General features: G+C 46.3%; 24 protein-coding genes. 17 read left to right on the forward strand and 7 right to left on the reverse strand.

Features of this window, described 5'->3' with window-relative positions:
- Positions 1-72 precede the first annotated feature (72 nt).
- The 10 genes from proB to pgpA all read left to right on the forward strand — a co-directional run bounded on the left by proB (position 73) and on the right by pgpA (position 8834).
- Positions 73-1212, forward strand: a complete 1140-nt coding sequence (gene proB / locus ACYJZR_RS03250) for a glutamate 5-kinase (protein WP_005483011.1) — start codon at positions 73-75, stop codon at positions 1210-1212.
- A 17-nt stretch (positions 1213-1229) separates the two neighbouring features.
- Positions 1230-2480 (forward strand): glutamate-5-semialdehyde dehydrogenase, encoded by a 1251-nt coding sequence (locus tag ACYJZR_RS03255; RefSeq protein WP_017448803.1) that lies wholly within the window; start codon positions 1230-1232, stop codon positions 2478-2480.
- Between the two features lie 127 nt (positions 2481-2607).
- Positions 2608-3057 (forward strand): transcriptional regulator NrdR, encoded by a 450-nt coding sequence (gene nrdR / locus ACYJZR_RS03260; RefSeq protein WP_005482986.1) that lies wholly within the window; start codon positions 2608-2610, stop codon positions 3055-3057.
- 7 nt (positions 3058-3064) lie between these two features.
- Entirely contained in the window at positions 3065-4189 is a 1125-nt protein-coding gene (ribD, locus tag ACYJZR_RS03265; RefSeq protein WP_025625922.1) for a bifunctional diaminohydroxyphosphoribosylaminopyrimidine deaminase/5-amino-6-(5-phosphoribosylamino)uracil reductase RibD, read from the forward strand.
- A gap of 12 nt (positions 4190-4201) precedes the next feature.
- Positions 4202-4855 carry a riboflavin synthase gene (locus ACYJZR_RS03270; RefSeq protein ID WP_005483039.1) on the forward strand — a complete coding sequence of 218 codons (654 nt, stop codon included), beginning with the start codon at positions 4202-4204 and terminating at the stop codon, positions 4853-4855.
- 169 nt (positions 4856-5024) lie between these two features.
- On the forward strand, positions 5025-6134 hold the full coding sequence (ribBA, locus tag ACYJZR_RS03275) for a bifunctional 3,4-dihydroxy-2-butanone-4-phosphate synthase/GTP cyclohydrolase II (RefSeq protein WP_406966305.1): 1110 nt from the start codon (positions 5025-5027) through the stop codon (positions 6132-6134).
- A 169-nt stretch (positions 6135-6303) separates the two neighbouring features.
- Positions 6304-6774 (forward strand): 6,7-dimethyl-8-ribityllumazine synthase, encoded by a 471-nt coding sequence (ribH, locus tag ACYJZR_RS03280; protein WP_005440184.1) that lies wholly within the window; start codon positions 6304-6306, stop codon positions 6772-6774.
- The gene (nusB, locus tag ACYJZR_RS03285; RefSeq protein ID WP_005456038.1) at positions 6774-7241 is read left to right on the forward strand and encodes a transcription antitermination factor NusB; all 468 of its coding nucleotides are present in this window, start codon (positions 6774-6776) and stop codon (positions 7239-7241) included. Before ribH ends, nusB begins: the two co-directional genes overlap by 1 nt.
- An 83-nt stretch (positions 7242-7324) precedes the next feature.
- Positions 7325-8290 carry a thiamine-phosphate kinase gene (gene thiL, locus ACYJZR_RS03290; RefSeq protein ID WP_021822340.1) on the forward strand — a complete coding sequence of 322 codons (966 nt, stop codon included), beginning with the start codon at positions 7325-7327 and terminating at the stop codon, positions 8288-8290.
- Between the two features lie 37 nt (positions 8291-8327).
- Complete coding sequence (gene pgpA, locus ACYJZR_RS03295; RefSeq protein WP_005482983.1) at positions 8328-8834, forward strand: phosphatidylglycerophosphatase A; 507 nt, start codon at positions 8328-8330, stop codon at positions 8832-8834.
- 76 nt (positions 8835-8910) lie between these two features.
- Here pgpA and dxs read toward each other — a convergent pair whose 3' ends face one another.
- Genes dxs through xseB form a run of 3 tightly spaced genes read right to left on the reverse strand, consistent with a single transcriptional unit; the run spans position 8911 to position 11945 of the window.
- Positions 8911-10776, reverse strand: a complete 1866-nt coding sequence (gene dxs, locus ACYJZR_RS03300; RefSeq protein ID WP_015296331.1) for a 1-deoxy-D-xylulose-5-phosphate synthase — start codon at positions 10774-10776, stop codon at positions 8911-8913.
- A gap of 20 nt (positions 10777-10796) precedes the next feature.
- Positions 10797-11681 (reverse strand): (2E,6E)-farnesyl diphosphate synthase, encoded by an 885-nt coding sequence (ispA, locus tag ACYJZR_RS03305; protein ID WP_005488700.1) that lies wholly within the window; start codon positions 11679-11681, stop codon positions 10797-10799.
- A gap of 21 nt (positions 11682-11702) precedes the next feature.
- Positions 11703-11945: an exodeoxyribonuclease VII small subunit gene (gene xseB / locus ACYJZR_RS03310; RefSeq protein WP_005381566.1), complete on the reverse strand. Its 243-nt coding sequence runs from the start codon at positions 11943-11945 to the stop codon at positions 11703-11705.
- 261 nt (positions 11946-12206) lie between these two features.
- Here xseB and pomA point away from each other — a divergent pair, with 261 nt between their 5' ends.
- From pomA to rlmM, 7 genes are all read left to right on the forward strand, one after another.
- Positions 12207-12968, forward strand: a complete 762-nt coding sequence (gene pomA / locus ACYJZR_RS03315) for a flagellar motor protein PomA (protein ID WP_005482965.1) — start codon at positions 12207-12209, stop codon at positions 12966-12968.
- 15 nt (positions 12969-12983) lie between these two features.
- Entirely contained in the window at positions 12984-13931 is a 948-nt protein-coding gene (locus ACYJZR_RS03320) for a flagellar motor protein MotB (protein WP_005460634.1), read from the forward strand.
- 294 nt (positions 13932-14225) lie between these two features.
- Positions 14226-15674 (forward strand): tRNA uracil 4-sulfurtransferase ThiI, encoded by a 1449-nt coding sequence (thiI, locus tag ACYJZR_RS03325; protein WP_017448801.1) that lies wholly within the window; start codon positions 14226-14228, stop codon positions 15672-15674.
- Between the two features lie 547 nt (positions 15675-16221).
- Positions 16222-17142, forward strand: a complete 921-nt coding sequence (locus tag ACYJZR_RS03330) for a transcriptional regulator GcvA (RefSeq protein WP_011105705.1) — start codon at positions 16222-16224, stop codon at positions 17140-17142.
- Positions 17123-17746 (forward strand): alpha/beta fold hydrolase, encoded by a 624-nt coding sequence (locus ACYJZR_RS03335; RefSeq protein WP_011105706.1) that lies wholly within the window; start codon positions 17123-17125, stop codon positions 17744-17746. The genes ACYJZR_RS03330 and ACYJZR_RS03335 overlap by 20 nt, the downstream gene beginning before the upstream one ends.
- Positions 17736-18134: a DUF423 domain-containing protein gene (locus tag ACYJZR_RS03340; protein ID WP_005496247.1), complete on the forward strand. Its 399-nt coding sequence runs from the start codon at positions 17736-17738 to the stop codon at positions 18132-18134. Before ACYJZR_RS03335 ends, ACYJZR_RS03340 begins: the two co-directional genes overlap by 11 nt.
- Positions 18131-19222, forward strand: a complete 1092-nt coding sequence (rlmM, locus tag ACYJZR_RS03345) for a 23S rRNA (cytidine(2498)-2'-O)-methyltransferase RlmM (protein WP_193287571.1) — start codon at positions 18131-18133, stop codon at positions 19220-19222. Before ACYJZR_RS03340 ends, rlmM begins: the two co-directional genes overlap by 4 nt.
- Positions 19223-19314: 92 nt before the next feature.
- Here rlmM and ACYJZR_RS03350 read toward each other — a convergent pair whose 3' ends face one another.
- The 4 genes from ACYJZR_RS03350 to ACYJZR_RS03365 form a co-directional block, all read right to left on the reverse strand.
- Entirely contained in the window at positions 19315-20067 is a 753-nt protein-coding gene (locus ACYJZR_RS03350; protein ID WP_193287572.1) for a DNA/RNA non-specific endonuclease, read from the reverse strand.
- Positions 20068-20260: 193 nt separating this feature from the next.
- Positions 20261-21043 (reverse strand): flap endonuclease Xni, encoded by a 783-nt coding sequence (gene xni / locus ACYJZR_RS03355; RefSeq protein WP_193287573.1) that lies wholly within the window; start codon positions 21041-21043, stop codon positions 20261-20263.
- A gap of 73 nt (positions 21044-21116) precedes the next feature.
- Positions 21117-22478: a nucleotide 5'-monophosphate nucleosidase PpnN gene (ppnN, locus tag ACYJZR_RS03360; RefSeq protein ID WP_005496242.1), complete on the reverse strand. Its 1362-nt coding sequence runs from the start codon at positions 22476-22478 to the stop codon at positions 21117-21119.
- A gap of 289 nt (positions 22479-22767) precedes the next feature.
- A complete protein-coding gene (locus tag ACYJZR_RS03365) occupies positions 22768-24333 on the reverse strand; it encodes a GGDEF domain-containing protein (RefSeq protein ID WP_017448796.1) in 1566 nt (521 codons plus the stop codon).
- Positions 24334-24373 lie beyond the last annotated feature (40 nt).

A 24373-nucleotide genomic window follows, 5' to 3' on the forward strand; every position in this document is an offset into this window, starting at 1 on the left:
TTTCTCTTGTTAAATCCCTATTTGATTGTTAAAACATCCTCTCTTTATTTGTTTTTCACTTCAGAAGACATCATGACAACGAATCAACAAAACGCAGTTGTTTCGCAACCACAAACCGTCGTTGTGAAACTGGGTACAAGTGTGCTGACAGGCGGCACATTGGCACTAGATCGCGCTCACATGGTTGAGCTAGCGCGTCAGTGTGCTGAGCTTAAGAAACAAGGCCATTCAGTGGTAATGGTTTCGTCTGGTGCAATTGCAGCAGGCCGTGAGCATCTTGGATACCCCGCACTGCCCAACGAGATGGCGAGCAAACAGTTGCTTGCTGCTGTGGGTCAGAGTCGTTTGATTCAAACATGGGAGTCTTTGTTTGGTATTTACGGTATCAAGATTGGTCAAATGCTACTGACTCGTGCTGACTTGGATGATCGTGAGCGTTTTCTTAATGCGCGTGACACCATCAATGCGCTTGTGGCGAACGATATTATTCCAATCGTGAACGAAAATGATGCAGTAGCCACCAGTGAAATTAAAGTCGGCGACAATGACAACCTATCGGCTTTAGTGGGTATTTTGTGTGGTGCAGATAAGTTATTGCTACTGACAGACCAAAAAGGTCTGTTTACTGCTGACCCACGAAAAGATCCGAATGCAGAGCTGATCAAAGAAGTTAAAACCATTGATGACACGTTGCGTAAAATTGCTGGCGGCAGCGGTACAACACTCGGTACGGGTGGTATGGCGACGAAACTTCAAGCAGCCGACATCGCACGTCGCGCGGGTATTGAAGTTATTATCGCAGCAGGTAGCGCGCCAAACGTAATTTTTGACTCGTTGAGCACGGAGCCTCAAGGTACGCGTTTCCTACCTTGTTCAGAAGCATTGGAAAACCGTAAGCGTTGGATCCTCGCAGGTCCTGCAGCATCGGGTGACATTATCATCGATGATGGTGCGGTAAATGCGGTTGTAGGTAAAGGCAGCAGCTTGCTAGCAAAAGGGGTCATCAAGGTGAGCGGTGATTTTGCCCGTGGTGAAGTTGCTCGCGTAACAAATTCTCATGGCAAACTGGTTGCGCGTGGTATTAGTGCCTACTCAAGTGAAGACTTGGCAAAAATTACTGGCAAACACAGTAAAGACATCATCTCTATTTTGGGTCATGACTACGGCTCAGAAGTGATTCATCGCGATGATCTTGTCGTCATTCAAGAATAGAAATTGAGGGAAGCAACGTGGATTTAACGAATATGGGTAAAGCTGCTAAAGATGCAGCTTTTGAATTGGCGACAGCGTCAACGGCTCAAAAGAACCAAGCTCTAGCGATCATCGCAGATGAGCTAGAAGCAAACTCAGCTGCGATTTTGGCAGCAAACGCAAAAGACATCGAACTTGGTCGCGAAGCTGGTCTGACCGATGCGCTGCTAGACCGTCTACTGTTGAATGAAGAACGTTTAACGGGCATTGCAAATGATGTTCGCAATGTGATCAGCCTAAACGATCCTGTGGGCAGCGAAATCGACAGTAAAGTGCTAGAAAACGGCATGTCTCTCTCTCGCCGCCGTGTACCACTTGGTGTTGTGGGGGTGATTTATGAAGCGCGTCCAAATGTGACCATCGACATTGCCGCACTGTGCCTGAAAACGGGTAACGCCAGCATCCTACGCGGTGGTAAAGAGACGTTTTTCTCTAACATGGAACTTGTGAAAGTTATCCAATCAGCCCTTGCAAAAGCAAACTTGCCAGCCGCTTCAGTACAGTACATTGAAAAGCCAGATCGCGAGCTGGTTTCTCAACTGCTTAAACTGGATGACTACGTTGATATGATCATCCCACGTGGTGGAGCTGGTCTGCACAAAATGTGTAAAGAGAACAGCACAATTCCAGTGATCATCGGCGGTTTTGGTATCAGTCACATTTTTGTTGATGAATCCGCAGATCTAGAGAAATCTCTAAACGTGGTTGAAAACTCGAAAGTTCAACGTCCTTCGGCATGTAACTCGCTAGACACACTGCTTGTTCACGAGAAAGTGGCGGCGAAATTCTTGCCAATGATTGTCGAGCGAATGAGTGACAAAGTGACGTTTGTAGCAGAACCAAAAGCGAAAGCGCTAATGGCTCAAGCTACGCAAATTCGCGATGCCGCAGAAGGTGATTTTGATACCGAATGGCTAAGCTACACGTTAGGTGTAAAAGTTGTCGCTGACGTGAAAGATGCGATTGATCATATGCGAGTTCACAATGCGAGTCACTCAGATGCAATCATGACCAACAGCTTGATTAACTCAGAGTTGTTCATCAATTCGGTGGGCTCGGCTGCAGTTTATGTGAATGCGGCAACGCGCTTTACTGACGGTGCTCAGTTTGGCTTGGGGGCTGAAGTGGCCGTCTCAACTCAAAAGCTACATGCACGTGGCCCTATGGGTTTGGAAGAATTAACAAGCTACAAATGGGTCGGCAAAGCGAACTACTTAGCACGCAGTTAACAGATTCGACTCGATATTGATTGAAAAAGGGGCACTAGTGCCCCTTTTTGTTTTCTCTCACATATCAATTCCGCTACACTAGTCTGGCTTTTGGGACGGCCCCAATGGCACGTTATTTGGAGGTGATATGCATTGTCCTTTTTGTTCAGAGAACGATACAAAAGTAATTGATTCCCGATTGGTTGCGGATGGTCATCAAGTCCGTCGCCGCCGCCAGTGTTTAGCCTGTAGTGAACGTTTTACTACGTTTGAAACGGCAGAATTGGTCATGCCTAAAGTCATTAAGTCGAATGGCAATCGTGAACCATTCGATGAAGATAAAATGGTCGGTGGCATTCAGCGCGCATTAGAGAAACGTCCGGTAAGTGCCGACTCTATCGAGCTTGCAATCAGTATGATTAAGTCGCAGCTCCGCGCAACTGGCGAGCGTGAAGTACCGAGCCAAATGATTGGTAACTTGGTTATGGATCAGCTTAAAGAGCTCGACAAAGTGGCTTACATCCGTTTTGCATCGGTTTATCGTAGCTTTGAAGATATTCGTGAATTCGGCGAAGAAATTGCCCGCCTTGAAGACTGATTAAATCATGCCTCAACACACTTCTGCGTCTCCATTTTCTCCTCAAGATTTTTCAATGATGTCGCGTGCGCTCAAGTTAGCTCGACGCGGCATTTATACGACGGCTCCAAACCCGAACGTCGGTTGCGTAATTGTTCGTGATGGCGTGATCATTGGTGAAGGTTATCATCATCGCGCTGGAGAGCCCCATGCTGAAGTGCACGCGATGCGCATGGCTGGTGATAAAGCTGAAGGTGCAACGGCATACGTTACCCTTGAACCGTGCTCCCACTATGGACGCACGCCACCTTGCGCTGAAGGGTTGATAAAAGCCAAAGTGGCGCGAGTAGTGTGTGCGATGGAAGATCCGAATCCAAAAGTGGCTGGACGTGGCATCCAAATGCTACGTGAAGCCGGGGTTGAGGTTCAGGTTGGATTGTTAGAAAACGATGCGATTGAGCTCAATCGTGGCTTCATTAAATTCATGCAAACAGGCATGCCATTTATCCAATTAAAAATGGCAGCAAGCTTAGATGGACAGAGTGCGCTAAGTAATGGCAAGAGCCAATGGATCACCTCCCCACAGGCTCGCCAAGACGTGCAGCGTTATCGAGCGCAAAGCGGTGGCATTCTGTCTACAAGCAAAACAGTGATGGATGATAACGCTTCTCTCAATGTTCGTTGGGATGATTTGCCACAGAGTGTTCAAGCGCACTATGAGCTGACGGAAGTTCGCCAACCTGCAAGGGTAATACTCGACCGTCAACAGAAACTGAGTGATGACCTTAAACTGTTCAGTACCGAAGGTGAGCGAATTATTGTCAGCAGCGAAGGCGATGTTTGTCCACAACTAGACCAAAGCGGAAAAATTGATTTAGCTGCGACCCTAAAAGCGGTCGCGACTCAGCATAATATCAACCATTTATGGGTGGAAGCTGGCGCGACGCTCGCGAGTTCTCTAATCAAAGCTAACCTTGTAGATGAGTTGATTGTCTATCTCGCTCCGAAACTAATGGGAAGCGATGGACGTGGTTTAATTGGCGCGCTGGGATTGACGGAGATGGCGCAGGTCATCGATTTAAATATTACTGATGTGCGAATGGTGGGCAGAGATATCCGTATTACCGCCACCCTTGTACGTAAAGAAATTTAGAAAAGAAGCACTATGTTTACAGGAATTGTAGAAGCAGTTGGTAAATTAACTGCGATTACGCCAAAAGGCGAAGACATTACCGTTACGGTAGAAGTAGGTAAGTTAGACATGTCTGACGTAAAGTTAGGCGACAGCATCGCAACTAATGGTGTGTGCTTAACGGTGATTGACTTTGGAAGCAATTACTACAGCGCGGATTTGTCTCTCGAGACCTTGAAAAAAACCGGTTTTGCAAACTACCAAGTCGGCGAAAAGGTTAACTTAGAAAAAGCCATGCTGCCGACGACACGTTTTGGCGGACACATTGTATCTGGACACGTGGACGGCGTGGGTGAAATTGTGGAGCGCAATCAAGTTGGTCGTGCGATAGAGTTTTGGGTCGCGATGCCTGCTGAGATCAGCAAGTACGTGGCAGAAAAAGGCTCTATCACCGTTGATGGTATCAGCTTAACGGTGAATGATTTGCGTAAAAACGCATTCAAACTGACGATTGTGCCTCACACCAGTGAAGAAACCACCATCGACCAGTTCCAAGTGGGCCGCAAAGTGAATTTAGAAGTGGATGTGTTGGCGCGTTATATGGAACGCTTGCTGCAAGGTCAGCAAGAAGAGCAGCCTGAATCTCGCATCACCATGGACTTCTTACAACAAAATGGCTTTGCGTAAGCGCTCAGCCACGTTGCGATAATTGCCATAACAGACCGGATTCACAGAACATCGTTAGGGCAATTGACTTGCATTGTGCAAGGCTCAAACTGTTGATGTCATTACCATTGCAATAAGATTTCACGCATTGCTGTCGGAAAGTAAATTTTAGAATAACGGGAAACAGAATATGCCAATCAGTACACCACAAGAAATTATTGATGATATTCGCGCAGGCAAAATGGTCATCCTAATGGATGATGAAGACCGTGAGAATGAAGGTGACTTGATCATGGCTGCCGAGCATATTACGCCGGAAGCGATCAACTTTATGGCGACTTACGGTCGTGGCTTGATCTGTCTGACCATGACTAAAGCGCGTTGTGAAAATCTCGGCTTGCCGCCAATGGTGCAAGACAACAACGCGCAGTACACCACTAACTTTACTGTTTCTATTGAAGCTGCTGAAGGCGTCACCACGGGTATTTCAGCGGCTGACCGCGCACGCACCGTTCAAGCTGCGGTTGCGCCAATCGCAAAAGCGGCGGACTTGGTTCAACCGGGTCATATTTTCCCTCTTGCTGCGCAAGATGGTGGTGTATTGACTCGCGCTGGTCACACCGAAGCGGGGTGTGATTTAGCTCGCCTTGCGGGGCTTGAGCCTGCTTCTGTGATTGTTGAGATTCTAAACGACGACGGCACCATGGCTCGCCGCCCTGATCTTGAAATATTTGCTGAAAAACACGGCTTGAAGTTAGGCACTATTGCGGACCTTATCGAATACCGCAACAACACAGAAACGACCATTGAGCGTGTAGCAGAATGCAAACTGCCAACTGAACACGGTGAGTTCACTTTGGTGACTTACAAAGACACCATCGATAATCAAGTGCATTACGCGATGTGCAAAGGTGATTTGGCCGGCGAAGCGCCACTGGTTCGTGTGCATCTACAAGACGTATTCACCGATGTATTACGCAGTGACCGCAATGCAGAGCGTAGCTGGACACTGGATAGAGCGATGAAGCGTATCGGTGAAGAAGGTGGTGTTCTGGTTGTTCTTGGCAATGAAGAATCAACCGAGTTGCTCATCCACCGCGTGAAGATGTTCGAAGCGCAAGATAAAGGCGAAGCACCTACTTTAGCGAAAAAGCAGGGCACGTCTCGCCGCGTGGGAGTGGGGTCGCAAATTCTTGCAGACCTTGGTGTTCACGATATGCGTCTTCTGTCTTCGACCAACAAAAAATACCATGCATTGGGCGGTTTCGGCCTGAATGTGGTTGAATACGTTTGCGAATAAGAAGTGAACGATAAGTTCCTAGTCCCATGCACACCTATTTTGGTGTGGACGAGGAACTCGTGACACGCGGCCAATTTCCATTAGATATTGCTCACAAATTTGTGCTAGAATCCGGCGATTCTCACTTGATGAACAAATTTCACTTATAAATAGAGTTAAAGGAAAGCTTATGAAAGTGATCGAGGGTGGCTTCCCAGCGCCAAATGCAAAAATTGCTATCGTTATTTCTCGCTTCAACAGTTTTATTAACGAAAGCTTACTTTCTGGTGCGATCGATACACTAAAGCGTCACGGACAAGTAAGCGAAGACAACATCACTGTTGTACGTTGTCCAGGTGCCGTAGAACTACCTCTAGTAGCTCAACGTGTTGCTAAAACTGGTAAATACGATGCGATCGTATCTCTAGGTACAGTAATCCGTGGCGGTACACCACACTTTGATTATGTTTGTAGTGAATGTAACAAGGGCCTAGCACAAGTGTCTCTGGAATACAGTCTTCCAGTCGCATTCGGTGTGCTGACTGTTGATACTATCGATCAAGCGATTGAACGCGCAGGAACCAAGGCTGGTAATAAAGGTGCAGAGGCTGCACTAAGCGCACTTGAAATGATTAATGTACTATCTGAAATTGATTCCTAATGGGGGCCAGTGTGAAACCAGCCGCACGTCGTAACGCACGTCAATTCGCTCTACAGGCGATCTACTCATGGCAAATTACTAAAGAGAATGTTGCCACGATTGAAGAACAGTTTTTGTCTGGCGACAAATACGATGAAGAAGAACTTCGTGCATCTGAGCCAGCACTTGCTGCTCCAGAAACAGACGTTGCTTACTTCCGTGAACTATTAAGCGGTGTTGTACTTAGCCACGCTGAGCTAGATAGCAAAATTCGTCCTTACGTATCTCGTCCTATGCAGGATCTAGATATGATGGAACTTGCTCTTCTTCGCCTTGCTATGTACGAGATGACTCGTCGCGAAGATGTTCCTTACAAAGTGGTAATCAACGAAGCGATTGAACTTGCTAAAGTATTCGCTGCAGAAGACAGCCACAAATTCGTGAACGGTGTGCTAGATAAAGCCGCACCACACGTACGTAAGAAATAACGATTTCTTCAATAAAAAGGTCAGCACATGCTGACCTTTTTTGTATGATATCAATGCCATTGGCATGAAAAGATAAATGAATTATGTCTGGTGAATTTAACCTGATTGATAAGTATTTTGTTGGCCGACAAAACCAGCGCAAAGACGTACACCTCGCCGCAGGGGACGATTGCGCTCTCGTTAAGGCGCCAGCAAATGTACAGATTGCTATCAGCACCGATACCTTGGTTGCTGGAACCCATTTCCTTCCTCACGCGAACCCTGCTTGGGTTGCTCACAAGGCGCTTGCATCCAACATCAGCGACTTAGCTGCGATGGGCGCAACACCTGCTTGGGTAAGCTTTGCATTGACCATGCCTGAAGTGGATGAAGAATGGCTCGCACCCTTCTGTGATGCGTTTTTCGAACTGGCGGATTACTTCGGTATTCAGTTAATCGGCGGTGATACAACGAAAGGCCCATTAAGCTTAACACTGACAGTGCAAGGTTTTGTGCCTGAGGGCAAAGCGCTGACTCGCTCTGGCGCGAAAGTCGGGGACTGGGTGTATGTCACGGGGAATTTGGGTGACGCAAAAGCAGGGCTGGATGTCATCTTAGATGAAACACTTCGCAGTCGCATTGGTGCTGATGAACTAGAAAAAGCCCACTACCTAAGTACTCCGAGAGTGTTAGCGGGGCAAGCTTTGGTAGGATTAGCATCTTCGGCGATTGATATTTCAGACGGCCTGATTTCGGATATCAAACATATTTTAAAACGCTCACAAGTTGGTGTGAGTATCGATGTGTCTCAATTACCAATCTCTTCAGAGCTGGTACAATTTTTAGATGATAAGGTCAGCGCACAGCAGTATGCTTTATCTAGCGGTGAAGAATACGAGTTGTGTTTCACTGTATCAGAACAAAATCGAGGTTCTTTGCAGAGTGCTTTGTCTTATAGCGGGTGCAAAGTGACGTGCATTGGCCAAATTAGACCAAATGGAACGTTTGAGCTTCACGATAACAACCAACCTCTCGACTGGGATTTAAGTGGTTTCGACCACTTTAAATAAGCTCATCGAGTTAAACTAGCAGTATAGGTTTAAGGATATGACCAACCCTCTTTCTCTGATCTCATTAAAGAACCCGTGGCATTTGTTGGCGACGGGGTTTGGCAGTGGTTTGTCGCCAGTAGTTCCTGGAACAATGGGGACGCTTGCTGCGGTTCCGTTTTTTCTGTTGTTGGCGCAGCTGCCATTTCCGGCTTATGTCGTTGTGGTATTACTTTCGTGCGTGATTGGCATCAAAATCTGCCAAGTCACGTCAGATGATATGAAGGTGCATGATCACGGTTCAATTGTTTGGGATGAGTTTGCGGGCTTTTGGATCACCATGAGTATTGTACCAGCCCTGAATATTCCTATCACGGAATGGAAATGGTTGTTGACGGGTTTCATTCTTTTCCGCTTTTTCGATATGGTCAAACCGTGGCCAATAGGTTGGTTAGACAAACGCATCCATGGCGGGCTTGGCATTATGCTCGATGATATTGTGGCGGGGATTATGGCGGGTATTGCTTTGTTTCTCGTTGCAAAGTATGCGGGTTGGATGAGTTAGTACATCACCTATCACTCGAAGAACAACAAGAATTAAAAAGGGATGCCAATGGCATCCCTTTTTGCTATTGAATTGCTTACTTCGCAAGGTATTCAGCAATGGATTTTTCAATCCCTTTTGCGTCTAAACCAAGTTCTTCGTGAAGCTCTTCTTGAGTACCTTGATGGATGAATTTATCAGGTAAACCAAGATTGAGTACTGGTTTGATGATTTTCTCTTTCATCATAAATTCAATAACACCTGCACCAGCACCACCTGCGATTGCGTTCTCTTCTAGCGTGACAAGAACGTCATGTTCATCAGCGAGTTGGCGAATCAATGCTTCATCAAGAGGTTTGACGAAACGCATATCAGCAACCGTTGCATTGAGGTTTTCAGCTGCTTCTAGTGCATTCGGTAAGAAAGTACCGAAGCTCAGGATTGCCACCTTTTCACCTTTGCGTACCACTCGACCTTTACCAATCTCAAGAGCGGTAAACTCTTTTTCGATCTCTGTACCCATACCACTACCACGAGGATAACGTACGGCACTTGGTCCAGTGTGCTTATGACCTGTGTACAGCATTTGGCGACATTCGTTTTCGTCGCTTGGAGCCATGATCACCATGTTAGGAATGCAGCGCATAAAGCTAAGATCAAATGCACCTTGGTGTGTTTGACCATCTGCACCGACCAAACCTGCGCGGTCGATAGCGAACATTACTGGTAAGTCCATGATAGCGATGTCATGGATAAGTTGATCGTAACCACGTTGCAAGAAGGTCGAGTAGATAGCAACGATCGGATGATCGCCAGCAATTGCCATACCCGTTGCAAGTGTCACAGCGTGTTGCTCTGCAATTGCCACATCAAAGTATTGGTCTGGGTACTCTTTCGAGAAACGTACCATGCCAGAACCTTCACGCATTGCTGGCGTAATTGCCATTAGCTTAGGATCTTGCGCTGCCATGTCACATAAGAAGTCACCAAAAATCTTTGAGAAAGTTGGTTTGCCGCCACTGCTTTTTGGTAAGCAGTTATGGCTTGGATCGAACTTAGGGACGCCGTGGTAGCCAATAGGATCTTTCTCTGCTGGCTCATAACCTTTGCCTTTCTTGGTCATGATGTGCAGGAACTGAGGGCCTTTAAGCTCACGCATGTTCTTCAGTGTTTTAACGAGCTCATTCACATCGTGCCCATCAATTGGACCAATGTAGTTAAAGCCAAACTCTTCAAACAGAGTGCCAGGGACAACCATGCCTTTTAGATGTTCTTCAGTGCGACGAACCAGTTCTTTGATTGGTGGCACACCTGATAGCACTTTTTTTCCACCTTCACGGATAGAGGTGTAAAGACTACCGGAAAGCACTTTCGCTAGGTGGTTGTTCAGAGCGCCAACGTTTTCTGAGATCGACATTTCATTGTCGTTCAGAATCACCAACATGTCAGGGTGAACATCGCCTGCGTGGTTCATGGCTTCGAATGCCATGCCGGCAGTAATCGCACCATCACCAATCACACTGATGACTTTGCGACCTTTCCCTTCTTTTTGAGCGCTGATGGCTAGGCCAAGCCCTGCACTGATGGAAGTAGAAGAGTGACCAACTGATAGCGTGTCGTACTCGCTCTCTTCGCGCCAAGGGAAAGGGTGTAAGCCGTCTTTCTGACGAATCGTTGGCATTTGATCGCGACGACCCGTCAAAATTTTATGTGGGTAAGCCTGATGACCAACATCCCAGATAAGTTTATCTACGGGTGTGTTGTAAACATAATGCAGAGCCACAGTTAGCTCTACGGTGCCTAAGCCAGACGCTAAGTGTCCGCTAGATTGGCTCACTGAATTTAGCAGATACGTTCGCAGCTCATCACACAGAGTTGGTAATGTTTCTTTTGGAAGAAGACGCAACTCTTCCGGTGTATTTGCTAACGCCAGTGTTGGGTACTTTGAAATATCAAGAGTCATATAAATGCGCGCTTATAGTGTTAGTTTTTGCGCTCGATGACGTATCGGGCGAACTCTTCGAGTAACTGAGTATTGTATGGGATAGCTTCCAATGCTTGAAGTGCTTCCTGTAATAGAGTGTGAGCTTTCTCAATGGCTCCCTCTAAACCCAGCAGGGATGGGTAAGTGCTTTTGTTCAGTTCTTGGTCTGAACCTTGAGGTTTACCCAATGTTTCTGTGTCACTAATGATATCAAGAATATCGTCTTGAACCTGAAACGCCAAACCAATTGCTTTTGAATAGCGTTCTAAATGAGGTAAAACCTCGATACCTTTTTCACCAGCGGCCAGAGCACCTAATTTTACCGCACAATCAATCAGAGCTCCGGTTTTTTTACGGTGTATCTCTTCCATTTCTGCAAGAGAAACTTGGCGATTCTCCGCACCCAAATCCAATGCTTGGCCGACACACATGCCGTTCGCACCAGAGGAGTGAGCTAACGCTTTGATCATGTTGACACGTTGGTTTTCTGCGCTTGGGCTCAACGGACCGTCAGCAATGATGGTAAAAGCAAGAGTTTGTAGGGCATCACCGGTTAAAATGGCGGTCGCTTCATCAAATTTGATATGGCAGGTTGGCTGACCGCGGCGCAGATCATCATCATCCATAGCAGGAAGATCGTCATGGATGAGCGAGTAGGCATGAATACACTCGATGGCTGAAGCTGGAGTGTCTAGATCTTCAGGTTTACAGCCGAGCATTTGACCTGTGATGTAAACAAGAAATGGGCGAACGCGTTTGCCGCCTAACAAAAGGCCGTATTTCATTGCTTGAATCAATGGCTGCTCTTGATATGGAAGCTGTTCTAGCCACAAATTCAATTGCTGATTGTTTCTTTCTTGGAAAGACGTCAATGTCTGTTGCATCACATTGCTCACTACTGATGGTTATTCTGAATCTGGTTTGAAGTCGCTAAGAGGGGCTTCGTCATCTTCGCTAAGAAGAATGCTTACGCGCTGTTCTGCGTCGCTCAGTTTGGTTTGGCCAGCACGAGCTAAGGCAATGCCTCGTTCAAATTTACGTAAGGCATCATCTAGGGCAAGATCGCCGTTTTCTAATTGATCAACCAAGCTATCAAGCTCTTCAATGGTTGCTTCGAAGGTCATGTTTTCTGGTTTCTTGACCGCCATCTTTTTTCTGCCTTAATCAAGCCTTGAATAGGATGCACGAAAGTTACCTTAGCCTAGTTACTTGGTCAAATTTAACCTTACATAATTGTCACAAAATTGGCTCTAAACGAGTCTGATTAGACAAACCCCATATTTTAGTTAAGGTTGTTGGCGTTAATTTGTGATCTATTAGCTAAGATTTTCCTAAAAAATCTGTTCTAGTTGTCGATACAAGTAATAATCCGCCTAACGGCAGTATTTAAATAGCGTGAGGAGTGCTTTGTGGATTTAGCAACCCTAATAGGTTTGATCGGTGGTTTTGCCTTCGTCATCATGGCAATGGTGCTAGGTGGCAGTATCGGCATGTTCGTCGACGTTACATCGATCCTTATCGTAGTAGGTGGCTCTGCATTTGTAGTATTGATGAAGTTCACGCTCGGCCAGTTCTTTGGTGCGGCGAAAATTGCAGGCAAGGCATTCATGTTTAAAGCCGATGAGCCAGAAGACCTCATCGCAAAGATTGTTGAAATGGCCGATGCAGCGCGTAAAGGCGGTTTCCTCGCTCTGGAAGAGATGGAAATCAACAACAGCTTTATGCAGAAAGGCATTGACCTTTTGGTGGATGGTCACGATGCGGACGTGGTTCGCGCTGCGTTGCAAAAAGACATTGCCTTGACGGATGAGCGACACACGCAAGGCACGGGTGTTTTCCGAGCGTTTGGTGACGTTGCTCCAGCGATGGGGATGATCGGTACGCTGGTTGGTCTGGTTGCGATGCTTTCGAACATGGATGACCCAAAAGCGATCGGTCCTGCAATGGCGGTAGCCCTTTTAACCACACTTTACGGTGCGGTGTTGTCAAACATGCTGTTCTTCCCAATTGCCGATAAGCTTTCTTTACGCCGAGATCAAGAAACGCTTAACCGCCGTTTGATCATGGACGGCGTACTTGCCATTCAAGATGGTCAAAACCCACGAGTTATCGACAGCTACCTGAAGAACTACCTCAACGAGGGTAAACGTGCTCTTGAGATTGATGAGTAATCGCGGAGATTTGTGATGGATGATGAAGATAACAAATGCGATTGTCCGCCACCCGGTCTCCCGTTGTGGATGGGGACATTCGCGGACTTGATGTCGCTGTTGATGTGCTTCTTCGTACTGCTGCTTTCATTCTCTGAAATGGATGTTTTGAAGTTCAAACAGATTGCTGGTTCGATGAAGTTTGCATTTGGTGTGCAAAACCAACTGGAAGTGAAAGACATTCCTAAAGGCACCAGCATCATCGCACAAGAATTTAGACCAGGCCGTCCTGAGCCGACACCGATTGATGTCATCATGCAACAAACCATGGACATCACTCAGCAGACGTTAGAATTCCACGAAGGTGAGTCTGACCGAGCTGGTGGTACTAAGCGTGATGAAGGCAAGCTGACGGGCGGTCAATCACCGGAAACCTCGACACAAAGCAATCAGTCCGCAGAGTCAGACATGCAACAGCAGCAGTCTGAAGAGATGTCACAAGAGATGGAAACCTTGATGGAGAGCATCAAGAAGGCGCTCGAACGTGAAATCGAACAAGGCGCGATTGAAGTGGAGAACCTCGGTCAGCAAATCGTTATACGAATGCGAGAGAAAGGCGCATTCCCAGAAGGTTCTGCATTCCTGCAACCGAAGTTCAGACCATTAGTGCGACAGATTGCTGAGCTAGTGAAAGATGTGCCAGGTATTGTCCGAATCTCTGGTCACACGGACAATCAGCGTTTGGATTCTGAGCTGTATCGCTCGAATTGGGACTTGTCATCGCAGCGTGCGGTGTCGGTCGCTCAAGAGATGGAAAAGGTCAGAGGTTTCTCGCATCAGCGTCTTCGTGTGCGAGGTATGGCGGACACCGAGCCTTTGGTGCCAAATGATTCTGATGAAAACCGCGCACTTAACCGTCGTGTTGAAATCAGTATCATGCAAGGTGAACCTTTATACAGTGAAGAAGTGCCCGTTATTCAATAACAAAGCGCGTCTATAAATAGTTCAGAAGATAAAAAGCGAGCAGAGTGCTCGCTTTTTTATTAAAGACTTTTAGTCGAGAGTCGCTTGTTCTTAAAATCGTAGCCTTGCCTGCAATCCAAGGCATTCTCGCTGCACCTAGCATCTTAAGGTTGTTTGGGTATATAATCTTGCGCCCTAAAAGTGAGCTCATTACATCGTTGAAAACGGCGTGCCTTTCACGCGGATTTCGATTTGATTCTATAGTTATGAGAGTTCACTCATTGTTGATTGCGAAACTAACCTGCGAATTAGACTATGAAATTTATTGTAAAGCCCCATCCAGAAATTTTTGTAAAAAGTGAATCTGTGCGTAAGCGCTTCACAAAGATTTTAGAGTGCAACATTCGTAATATCGTCAAGAGCCGCACGGAATCTGTCGCAGTATTTAACCGTCGTGATCACATTGAAGTGACCTCTGAGAGCAACGAATACCACGCTGAAGTTTTAGAAATCCTGACTCACACGCCAGGCATTCATCACGTTCTAGAAGTGAAGCAATCTGAGTTTAAAGACCTGCACGACATCTACGAGCAGGTGCTGGAACTTAGCCGTCCGCTTATTGAAAATAAAACGTTTGTGGTTCGTGCAAAACGCCGTGGTAAGCATGACTTCACGTCTATCGAGCTTGAACGTTACGTTGGTGGTGGTCTAAACCAAGCAGTAGAAAGCGCACGCGTTAAATTGCACAACCCTGATGTGACGGTAAAAGTTGAAGTATCGGGTGACAAACTTAACCAAGTGTTGGCACGTTACAAAGGTCTAGGAGGCTTCCCTCTAGGTACTCAAGAAGACGTACTAAGCCTGATCTCAGGTGGTTTCGACTCTGGTGTATCAAGCTACCTACACATCAAACGTGGCTCTAAAGTTCACTACTGTTTCTTTAACCTAGGTGGCCCAGCTCATGAAATCGGCGTTAAGCAGGTTTCTCACTACCTATGGAACAAATACGGCTCATCAGCGAAGGTGCGTTTCATCTCTGTTGATTTCGAACCTGTGGTTGCTGAAATTCTTGAGAAAGTAGATGACGGTCAAATGGGCGTCATCTTGAAGCGTATGTTCATGCGCGCTGCTGGCATGATTGCTGAGAAGTTTAAGATTGAAGCGTTGGTAACGGGTGAAGCTCTTGGCCAGGTATCTAGCCAAACGCTAACGAACCTTCGTCACATCGATAATGTTACGGATACGCTGATTCTGCGTCCTCTTATCAACTGGGATAAAGAAGACATCATCAACTTAGCTCGTGAAATAGGTACAGAAGACTTCGCGAAAACCATGCCTGAGTACTGTGGCGTGATCTCTAAGAAGCCAACAGTAAAAGCGGTGAAAGAGAAGCTAGAAGCAGAAGAAGCGAAGTTTGACTTCAGCATTCTAGAGAAAGTGGTTTACGAAGCGCGTCAAATGGACATTCGTGATATCGCAAAAGAATCTGAGCAAGCGGCACCAGAAGTTGAGCAAGTACAAGCGGTAGAAGAACACGCAGTAGTATTGGATATTCGTAGCCCTGATGAGGAAGACGATAACCCACTAGAAATCGCTGGTGTGGATGTGAAACACATTCCATTCTACAAGCTGGGTACGCAGTTCGGTGACCTAGACCAGTCGAAAACTTACCTACTGTACTGTGACCGTGGCGTCATGAGCCGTCTGCAAGCGCTTTACTTGCAAGAGCAGGGCTTTAACAACGTAAAAGTTTACCGTCCATAGTCACTCAGTAAATAAACACACTTCCGATGGCCGCCAATGGCGGTGATCTGAAGCAGACCCAAAGCGCAAATTGCTGATGTAATTTGCGCTTTTTTGTTTTTGATCGCGCAATAAAGAAGCGGAATTCAGCATAATGTTGAGGTTTATCGCAAAGCTATATTGGTTGTGTTGATATAACGATAATTAATCCGAAATACAGATAAAAAGTGATGTTGATGCCAGATTTGAAAGGTGGGATTTTCTTTAGATAAAAAAACACCGCCTAAAAAGGCGGTGTAACAAATTTGACAGACAGGTCAAAAATAAATACAGGAAGTATCTGTTTTGTCACAGGGAGTGTGGACAAAACATCATGGTAGAAATCTACCTAACTCGAAATACGAGTTTGCAAACACAACATCGCAACAACGAAGCCAATTGATTTCCAAGGAAATCAAGCCGTTCAGGCTCGTGTTGCGGGGTGAAATATAGAATTTATCTGGCTGTTCGACAACGGACATTTTATAATGTTTCAGATTAAAAAAACTAATCCTATTTGAGGTCCCATATGTCTCGCAGATTGCCTCCTTTAAATTCGCTTCGAGTATTTGAAGCAGCCGCTCGTCATCTCAGTTTTACGCGTGCGGCAGAAGAGTTATTTGTGACTCAAGCCGCAGTGAGTCATCAAATTAAAGCCCTAGAAGAGTTTCTATCTCTAAAACTTTTCCGTCGCCGTAACCGTTCTTTGCTGTTAACAGAAGAAGGGCAAAGTTACTTTCTCGACATCAAAGACATCTTTACCTCGATTGCTGAAGCGACCGATAAGGTATTGGAACGTAGTGAAAAAGGCGCGTTGACCATCAGCTTGCCACCGAGTTTTGCCATTCAGTGGTTGGTGCCTCGTTTGGCGGACTTTAATGCTCAAGAGCCAGACATCGATGTGCGCATCAAAGCCGTGGATATGGATGAAGGTTCACTGACTGATGATGTAGATGTAGCGATCTACTACGGCCGTGGGAACTGGCCGGGTTTACGAGCGGATAAACTGTACCAAGAGTTTCTGATCCCACTTTGTTCACCTTCGTTACTTTTAGGTAACAAACCATTAGAATCTCTAAGTGACCTCAAATTACACACTTTGTTACATGATACTTCGCGTAAAGATTGGAAGCAGTTCGCTCGTCATTACAACATCGAAGGCATTAACGTGAATCATGGTCCGATTTTCAGTCACTCGACTATGGTGCTGCAGGCTGCTGCACACGGACAAGGCGTAGCATTGGGCAACAACGTGTTAGCGAAACCAGAAATGGAAGCGGGACGACTGATTGCGCCGTTTGATGAGGTGCTTATCTCCAAAAATGCCTTCTATGTGGTGTGCCATGAGCAGCAGGCAGACATGGGACGCATCGCGACATTTAGAGATTGGATGCTGGCAACGGCGAGAAAAGAACAAGAGGAAGTATTGGATGAGCCAGTGGATAGTTGAGGGGCCTGAAAACGGGCCGCTGTTTGTTTTTGCTCACGGCGCAGGGGCGGGGATGGAGCATGACTTCATGACTGCTGTCGCCAAAGGATTAGTTGAGCAAGGCATTCGTGTGGTGCGTTTTAATTTCCCTTACATGGTGAAACGTTCGGAAGATGGCAAAAAGCGTCCGCCCGATCGCGCACCAAAGTTGCTCGAAGCATACAGCGAAGTGATCGCTCACTTTGCTTCTTCTCCCGTGGTCATTGGTGGCAAGTCGATGGGAGGGAGAATGGCGAGTTTACTCGCAGAGCACGAGCTGGTGGCGGGCATTGCCTGTTTAGGCTTTCCATTTCACCCTCCGGGTAAGCCAGAAAAATTCAAAGGTGATCATCTTGCAAGCATCGACAAGCCCACTCTGATTCTTCAAGGTGAGCGAGATACTTTTGGTAAGCGTGAAGAGTTTGATGAGTTTGTGTTTTCTCAGCAAGTAAAAGTGAGCTTCTTACCTGATGGCGACCATAGCTTTAAGCCGCGCAAGAGCTCGGGACATACCGAGGCGGGCAATATTGCACTTGCAGTAGAGCAACTGTCAGCATTCATCAATGAGGTGTACAGTGAAAAGTAAGTGGTTACTCTCTTTTACGGGACTTTCGGGACTAGTTTCTGTTGCACTAGGCGCTTTCGCAGCGCACGGCCTAAAAGCCAAGCTTGCGCCTTATTTGCTTGGCGTGTTTGAGACGGGTGTGTTGTATCAGTTCATCCACACCTTAGCGGTTGCATTTTGTGCCATTTTGCTTCTGCTCAATTTGGGACAAAAAGCACAAAAATATTTTTTCATCGCGGCGATTTGCTTTATCATCGGCATCTTTTGTTTTAGCGGCAGTCTTTACGCGCTGGCGCTGACGGGCATTAAATGGTTTGGACCCATCACCCCAATGGGAGGATTCATGTTCATGATCGGCTGGTGTCTGTTCTTTTTTGCTGCGTTTAATATCAAAGAGGTCTCCAAGTGAAACAACTAATGCTCTATTGCCGTGCTGGCTTTGAGAAAGAGTGTGCTGGTGAAATTCAGGACAAAGCGACACAGTTGGAAGTGTATGGCTTCCCTCGTGTGAAGAAAAACTCAGGTTATGTTGTCTTCGAGTGTTACCAAGATGGAGACGCAGAGAAGCTAGTTAAAGGCTTAGACTTTAGCTCATTGATTTTTGCGCGTCAGATGTTTGCTGTAGCGGCTGAGTTTGAAGCGCTGCCAAGTGAAGACCGCATCAGCCCAATTCTTGCCGAGCTGTCAGAGTTTGAATCGTTCCCACGTTGTGGCGATCTACGTATCGAAACGCCAGATACGAACGAAGCAAAAGAGCTGTTGAAGTTCTGCCGCAAGTTCACCGTACCAATGCGCCAAGCGTTGCGTGGTAAAGGTTTGATGTGGAATAAAGACAACGCGAAGAAGCCAGTGCTGCACATCTGTTTTGTCGCACCGGGTCATTGTTATGTGGGTTACTCACTACCAGGCAACAACTCGCAGTTCTTTATGGGTATCCCTCGCTTGAAATTCCCAGCAGACGCACCAAGCCGTTCAACGCTAAAACTGGAAGAAGCTTTCCACGTATTTATTCCGCGAGATGAGTGGGATGAGCGTTTGGCGCCAGGCATGTGGGGCGTTGACTTAGGTGCATGTCCAGGTGGTTGGACGTACCAATTAGTGAAACGTTCTATGTTCGTTCATTGTGTTGATAATGGCATGATGGCAGACAGCTTGATGGAAACCGGTCAAATTAAGCACCACATGGTGGATGGCTTTAAGTTTGAACCAGACCGCAAGAACGTGACTTGGATTGTGTGTGATATGGTTGAGAAACCAGCTCGCGTGGCACATCTTATGGGCCAATGGCTGCTTAAAGGTTGGGCGAAAGAAGCCATCTTTAACCTGAAATTGCCAATGAAAGGTCGTTACGATGAAGTACTGCAAGATCTTGAAAATCTAAAAATGTTCTTGATTGAGAACAAGGTGAAATTCAAGCTGCAAGCGAAGCATCTGTATCATGACCGTGAAGAGATCACGATTCACATTCAATGTATATCTAATATCTCTCCGCACTAAGTTATCGTTTCTATGTGGTTGAACATTATTAAAAAAGCGCCTACTTCAGGCGCTTTTTTTTTTGCGGTTTAGGAATCGCGACAGTCACTCAATTACTGGTTGGTTGGCCACATCTCTTCCCATTTTACTGATTCCATGTTGTCTTCGATGCTATCTGGCGTTTGAGAAAAAAAGTCTAATCCAGTTTGACGTTCAACTTCGTCAATGGTGGTAATAAAGTTGGCTAACTCAGAGCTTGAAACATCGCGATGCGGGACAATGAACGCAATGGCTTCATCAAAGCTTGGATCAAGAATGACTTTGTAAAATGCGCTCGGGATCACCACGCCATTACCGATTGTTCCTTCGTTACCTTGGTAAATCGGTCCGGTCACCACATAAAGCTCATTGTACTCATTGGCGAGATCACGAACATGTTCTTCTAGAACGCGCCAACCAACTCGGTTAAACCCCGGCAGTTGAGGTGACATGTTGCTCATCAAAAAGCTTTGCTTCATTGACTCTTGGGTGAAATCCATTGTCGCTGACGGCGCAAGGTGCCCTCTGTCGTATCCTGAGCCTTTGTAGTCCGCTAGGGTAGAGCGTGCGTAATCCGGCATTTCAGTGTCTTCTTGGAAGGCGTTACTGCGTTTGTTGGTGATGTTCACGCTTTCCGCGGTAATGTGGTAAGCAACCCAGTCTGCATTTTTGGTGTTGTAGTTGTACCCAACCGCATAGCCATCTCTGCAAAGGAACTGATCGCTGTTGCTTGAAGGTATGCCTTTATCAAGGTGTTGACCGCAAGTTTCAGCAAGAGTAGGGAAGGATAGGAGTGTGACTAAAGATACTAAGATGATGTTTTTCATTATTTTTCTCCGTTATTAAGAGATTTAAAAATAATGAAATTACTCACTAAGACTGTGAATTAGCTTATAAATTAATCAGTATCTTGTAGGTTAATGATGAGGTAAATATCATTGCCGTGAATGTAAAGGGTTACACAACAGATTTTATAAACGTGTTGTCTAACCCAAAACTCACAGCGTAAAAGAGATGTGCTTACTCGGCTTTATTTGATCCGGTAAAGCGAATGTCTTGCAGGTTAAAGCCGAGCTCGATATCGCATTTCAACGCCGCTACTCGTTTACATAGACGTGCAGACTCAATGTGTTCATCCAGCTTCTTGCGATATTTTGGTGCAAGTTCATCGCTGGCGTAGGCCGCTTCAATATCTTCAAATTGAGTTAGGATCTCTTTGGCAGCTTTCGGTCCAATGCCCGGAACGCCCGGCACTTGGCTCGAACTAATGCCAGTTAACCCCCAATAATCAGCGAGTTGGCTTGGCTTTACGCCAAACTCTTTCTCAATAAACGGTTCATCCAACCAACGGTGTTGAAAATAATCGCGAATTTGCAGTGTCGGTGAAAGTAACTGGCAGTAGCCTTTGTCGGTTGAAACGATCGTTACTTTCTCGCCGTGTCTTGCCACTTTGGTCGCCAATGTCGCAACTAAATCGTCTGCCTCATCGCCTTCTGATAGCAGTGAATCAATACCTTGCTCCCACCATGCTTGTTGGATGGCATCCAAACCTTGCATCAGCGGCTCTGGCATCGGTTTGCGATTTTGCTTGTAGTCAGGAAGGATTTCAGCGCGCCAACCTCTATCTTGTTCATGGTGATCAAACACCGCGATGATATGTGTTGGTTTCGCTTCGGAAAGAATACGCGTAAGGGTTCGCTGAGTCGTCGTGATGGTTCTTGCGATGTCAGTTGGATCCGGCTGTGCAGAGTGCACACGGCGAATCAAGTTGAGGGCATCAATAATAACAAGATGAATAGACATAATGACTTAGCAATAAAAAAGGGGCGTAATGCCCCTAGTGTAACGAATGCAAGCTAGACTATCGACCACCAATTTATGGATGGGCAATTCGATAGCATGGTTCGTAATCAGAACCGCCTGGCAATTTCATTCGATGTTGTTCAACGAAGTCTTGCAGTAGCTTGTCGAGCTTCTTCATCAGTACAGGATCGCCATGAATGGAAAATGGACCTTTGCATTCGATTTCGCGAATGCCCTCGGCTTTGACGTTACCTGCCACAATACCAGAGAAGGCTTTGCGTAAGTTAGCCGCCAGAACCTGAGGTTCTTGATCCAAGTTCAAATTCAACCCTTCCATTGATGTATGCGTTGGGTCAAATGGCAGTTGGAAATCCGGTTCGATTTTCAATGACCAGTTGAAGCTGTAAGCATCGCCTTTTTCTTTACGGTGAAGGCGTACATCTTCCATCGAGCGCTTCATGATACGTGCAACTTCGGCAGGATCATCAATGACGATTTGGTAGTGTTTTTGACCTTCTTCACCTAAGGTATCGCGAATAAACGCGTCGATAGAACGGAAGTATTCTTCGCTCTCTTTTGGTCCGGTTAACACAATCGGCATCGGCTGATCAGCATTGTCTGGATGCATCATGATACCAAGGATGTATAGCAACTCTTCAGCAGTACCCGGACCACCCGGGAAGATCACAATACCATGTGCCATACGAACAAACGCTTCTAAACGTTTTTCGATGTCCGGCATGATGATCAGCTCGTTAACGATTGGGTTTGGCGGCTCAGCGGCAATGATTGAAGGCTCCGTCAAGCCAAGGTAGCGTTGCTCAGTGTAACGCTGTTTAGCGTGACCGATTGCCGCTCCTTTCATCGGGCCTTCCATCGCACCTGGTCCACAACCCGTACAGATATTAAGTTCACGTAAGCCAAGCTCGTTACCCACTTCGCGCGTGTATTGGTATTCAACGCCATTGATTGAATGGCCGCCCCAACAGACGACGAGATTTGGTTCAATACCGGGAGTGAGCGCGCCTGCGTTACGCAAAATACCAAACACAAGGTTGGTAATATGCGTTGGGTTAGTGAGATTGAGGCGCTGACTGTCAGCCAAGTGCATGTTCACGTAAACGATGTCACGCAGTACAGAGAATAAGTGTTCTTGAATGCCTTTAATGATCTCTCCATCGACAAACGCATGCTCTGGTGGGTCGGTCAGCTCTAGCTTAATGCCACGCTCGCGGCGCACTACATTCACATCAAACGATTGGTGTTTATCGAGAAGCTCTTTGGAGTTATCTGTGTGGCTACCAGAGTTCAATACCGCTAACGTACAGTTACGATAAAGCTGGTAAAGATCACTCGAAGCGGTTTTCTTTAAGCGTTCAACTTCCAGTTGGGATAGCAAGTCCATGCTACCTGCGGGGCTTATATGGGTAATCATAACGCCTCCTTGTGTTGCATTATTTTGAGGGATAGTTCCAACGCATCTTACTTAGTTGTACGTGTCGTTTTACTCAGATGGCTGGAGGGTTTGGTTTTATGGTTATCGAGTCCCAAGCAACCTCAAGATGCCATATTCGTCATGAATGAATACATCATCTTGAAGTGACTTGGGTTTTAACAGCTTAGCAGACTGAAAGGGGATAAATGTGATAACTCGTTGAAAATGGGAGGTTATGAGCGTTTGAGAGGGGGTAAAAGTGTTTGTTTGCTTGTTTTTTGAACGGTTTTTAGTTCCAGTTTAGCTGGTTTGTGCCCCGTTTTTTAGCGTCAGTGAGCATTTGCCCAAGGCGATCGAGCACATATTCTGGTGCGTCTGATTCCTTAAATGAAGTAGAGACGGCTGTCAGAGTAATGATGATGTTTTGCTCGCGGAACTTAAACGGCAGCTGACAGATATCGCGCTGAATATTCTTCATCAGCTCTAACGTGTATTCTTCACTTTGTTCTGGAATCAGCAGAATAAACTCTTCACCGCCAAAGCGAGCGACGGTTTCGGTATCAGACACGCGCTTATTGATGGCTCGAGCGATGATCTTCAGCGCTTTATCACCAGCGGTATAACCATAACTGTCGTTTACGGCTTTGAAGTTATCGACATCAAACAGTACCACTCGTAGATTTTGTTGAGAGCGAATCCAACGACGGTATTCGAGCTCAAGACGATCGTTAAATGCTGTTCGGTTGTAAACCTTCGTGAGTGGATCAAGCAACATTCGCTGTGTCTGGTCGTCTAAGCGGCGGCGGTAATCTTGTGTGGTTTCAAACACCGCTTCAAGCTGATTTTTGCTGTAGCTTAAACGCTCTTGCAGGGCCTGTTCTCTCTCTTCCGTCATCTTGAGGCGCTCGGTTAACGAGGCCATTTTGGCTAGCAATGGAGCGACTTCTTGTTTGAGTTCTGCTAAATCCTGAGCTTGGTCGAGAGATTGTTGGCTGAGTTCAACCAAACCATTCATTTCCGCATTCAGCTCTTGGCGATGCTCAAAATAAGTATGGTGTTGATCGACGTTTTGATGGACGGTTTTGAGGTTACTCGCCAGAGCAGAGTTTAACTGATCGAGAAATTGGCTTGATGCTTTGCGCTCAAACTTAGTCGCTTCGACGACTAACTTTAGAGTGCTTAACGTCAGCTCGATTAAGGATTCTGCATTCACGCCAAGCAACAGTTTTGCACGAATATCAAGCAGTCTCTCGCCACATTCGCCTTCAAAATCAAGTTCTGTGATCGTATGTTGCAGATCGACAGCGAGGCATTCTAGTTGAGATTTGTCTGGGTTGTTTTCGAATTCGCTGAGTTGTAAACGTGAGTTCGAAGTGATGATTTTAATCGCGCGTTCGTAGATGCTCAGTAGACGGGTAGCTTGATCGACTTTCTTCCCTGCGTGTACTTCGGAGAAGCTCATTAAGTTGCGCAGTTCGCGTTTTAACTGCGCTGGCAAACCCGTAACACGTTGGAGTGTTTCACCGCTGTGTTTGATTTGTTCATCGAGGTAGCCGTTCTGTTTATCCATCGTTTTCGACTGCTGTTTGAGCATTCTTTCAAGTACCGCCAAGCGCGGGATCAGAGTGCTGATGTCTTTTTGATGTTGCAGCTCTTGCTGAATTTCAAACAGATAGTTAGCAACTTGGGTGTTTGAGCCTTGGCAAGCAGACGACAAAGATGCCACAACGCGCTTGAGAACTTGTTGTTCTCGCTTAAATTTGAGCGAAGTATCACGATGTGTCAGCCTGAGTTGGTCAAGTTGACAACTCAGCTGATGAAGCTGCGACTGAATATCGGATTCCAAGATTCCCATGAAACGACTACGGTTAAGTCCATGTACTACTGACAATTAA

This window comes from Vibrio sp. RC2502, from assembly GCF_054850435.1.

What these genes read in the sequence shown, in the direction of transcription:
- proB (WP_005483011.1), top strand. Translation starts at nt 73, where the DNA reads ATGACAACGAATCAACAAAACGCAGTTGTTTCGCAACCACAAACCGTC.
- nrdR (WP_005482986.1), top strand. Translation starts at nt 2,608, where the DNA reads ATGCATTGTCCTTTTTGTTCAGAGAACGATACAAAAGTAATTGATTCC.
- ribD (WP_025625922.1), top strand. Translation starts at nt 3,065, where the DNA reads ATGCCTCAACACACTTCTGCGTCTCCATTTTCTCCTCAAGATTTTTCA.
- ACYJZR_RS03270 (WP_005483039.1), top strand. Translation starts at nt 4,202, where the DNA reads ATGTTTACAGGAATTGTAGAAGCAGTTGGTAAATTAACTGCGATTACG.
- ribBA (WP_406966305.1), top strand. Translation starts at nt 5,025, where the DNA reads ATGCCAATCAGTACACCACAAGAAATTATTGATGATATTCGCGCAGGC.
- ribH (WP_005440184.1), top strand. Translation starts at nt 6,304, where the DNA reads ATGAAAGTGATCGAGGGTGGCTTCCCAGCGCCAAATGCAAAAATTGCT.
- nusB (WP_005456038.1), top strand. Translation starts at nt 6,774, where the DNA reads ATGGGGGCCAGTGTGAAACCAGCCGCACGTCGTAACGCACGTCAATTC.
- thiL (WP_021822340.1), top strand. Translation starts at nt 7,325, where the DNA reads ATGTCTGGTGAATTTAACCTGATTGATAAGTATTTTGTTGGCCGACAA.
- pgpA (WP_005482983.1), top strand. Translation starts at nt 8,328, where the DNA reads ATGACCAACCCTCTTTCTCTGATCTCATTAAAGAACCCGTGGCATTTG.
- dxs (WP_015296331.1), bottom strand. Translation starts at nt 10,776, where the DNA reads ATGACTCTTGATATTTCAAAGTACCCAACACTGGCGTTAGCAAATACA.
- ispA (WP_005488700.1), bottom strand. Translation starts at nt 11,681, where the DNA reads ATGCAACAGACATTGACGTCTTTCCAAGAAAGAAACAATCAGCAATTG.
- xseB (WP_005381566.1), bottom strand. Translation starts at nt 11,945, where the DNA reads ATGGCGGTCAAGAAACCAGAAAACATGACCTTCGAAGCAACCATTGAA.
- ACYJZR_RS03320 (WP_005460634.1), top strand. Translation starts at nt 12,984, where the DNA reads ATGGATGATGAAGATAACAAATGCGATTGTCCGCCACCCGGTCTCCCG.
- thiI (WP_017448801.1), top strand. Translation starts at nt 14,226, where the DNA reads ATGAAATTTATTGTAAAGCCCCATCCAGAAATTTTTGTAAAAAGTGAA.
- ACYJZR_RS03330 (WP_011105705.1), top strand. Translation starts at nt 16,222, where the DNA reads ATGTCTCGCAGATTGCCTCCTTTAAATTCGCTTCGAGTATTTGAAGCA.
- ACYJZR_RS03335 (WP_011105706.1), top strand. Translation starts at nt 17,123, where the DNA reads ATGAGCCAGTGGATAGTTGAGGGGCCTGAAAACGGGCCGCTGTTTGTT.
- ACYJZR_RS03350 (WP_193287572.1), bottom strand. Translation starts at nt 20,067, where the DNA reads ATGAAAAACATCATCTTAGTATCTTTAGTCACACTCCTATCCTTCCCT.
- xni (WP_193287573.1), bottom strand. Translation starts at nt 21,043, where the DNA reads ATGTCTATTCATCTTGTTATTATTGATGCCCTCAACTTGATTCGCCGT.
- ppnN (WP_005496242.1), bottom strand. Translation starts at nt 22,478, where the DNA reads ATGATTACCCATATAAGCCCCGCAGGTAGCATGGACTTGCTATCCCAA.
- ACYJZR_RS03365 (WP_017448796.1), bottom strand. Translation starts at nt 24,333, where the DNA reads ATGGGAATCTTGGAATCCGATATTCAGTCGCAGCTTCATCAGCTGAGT.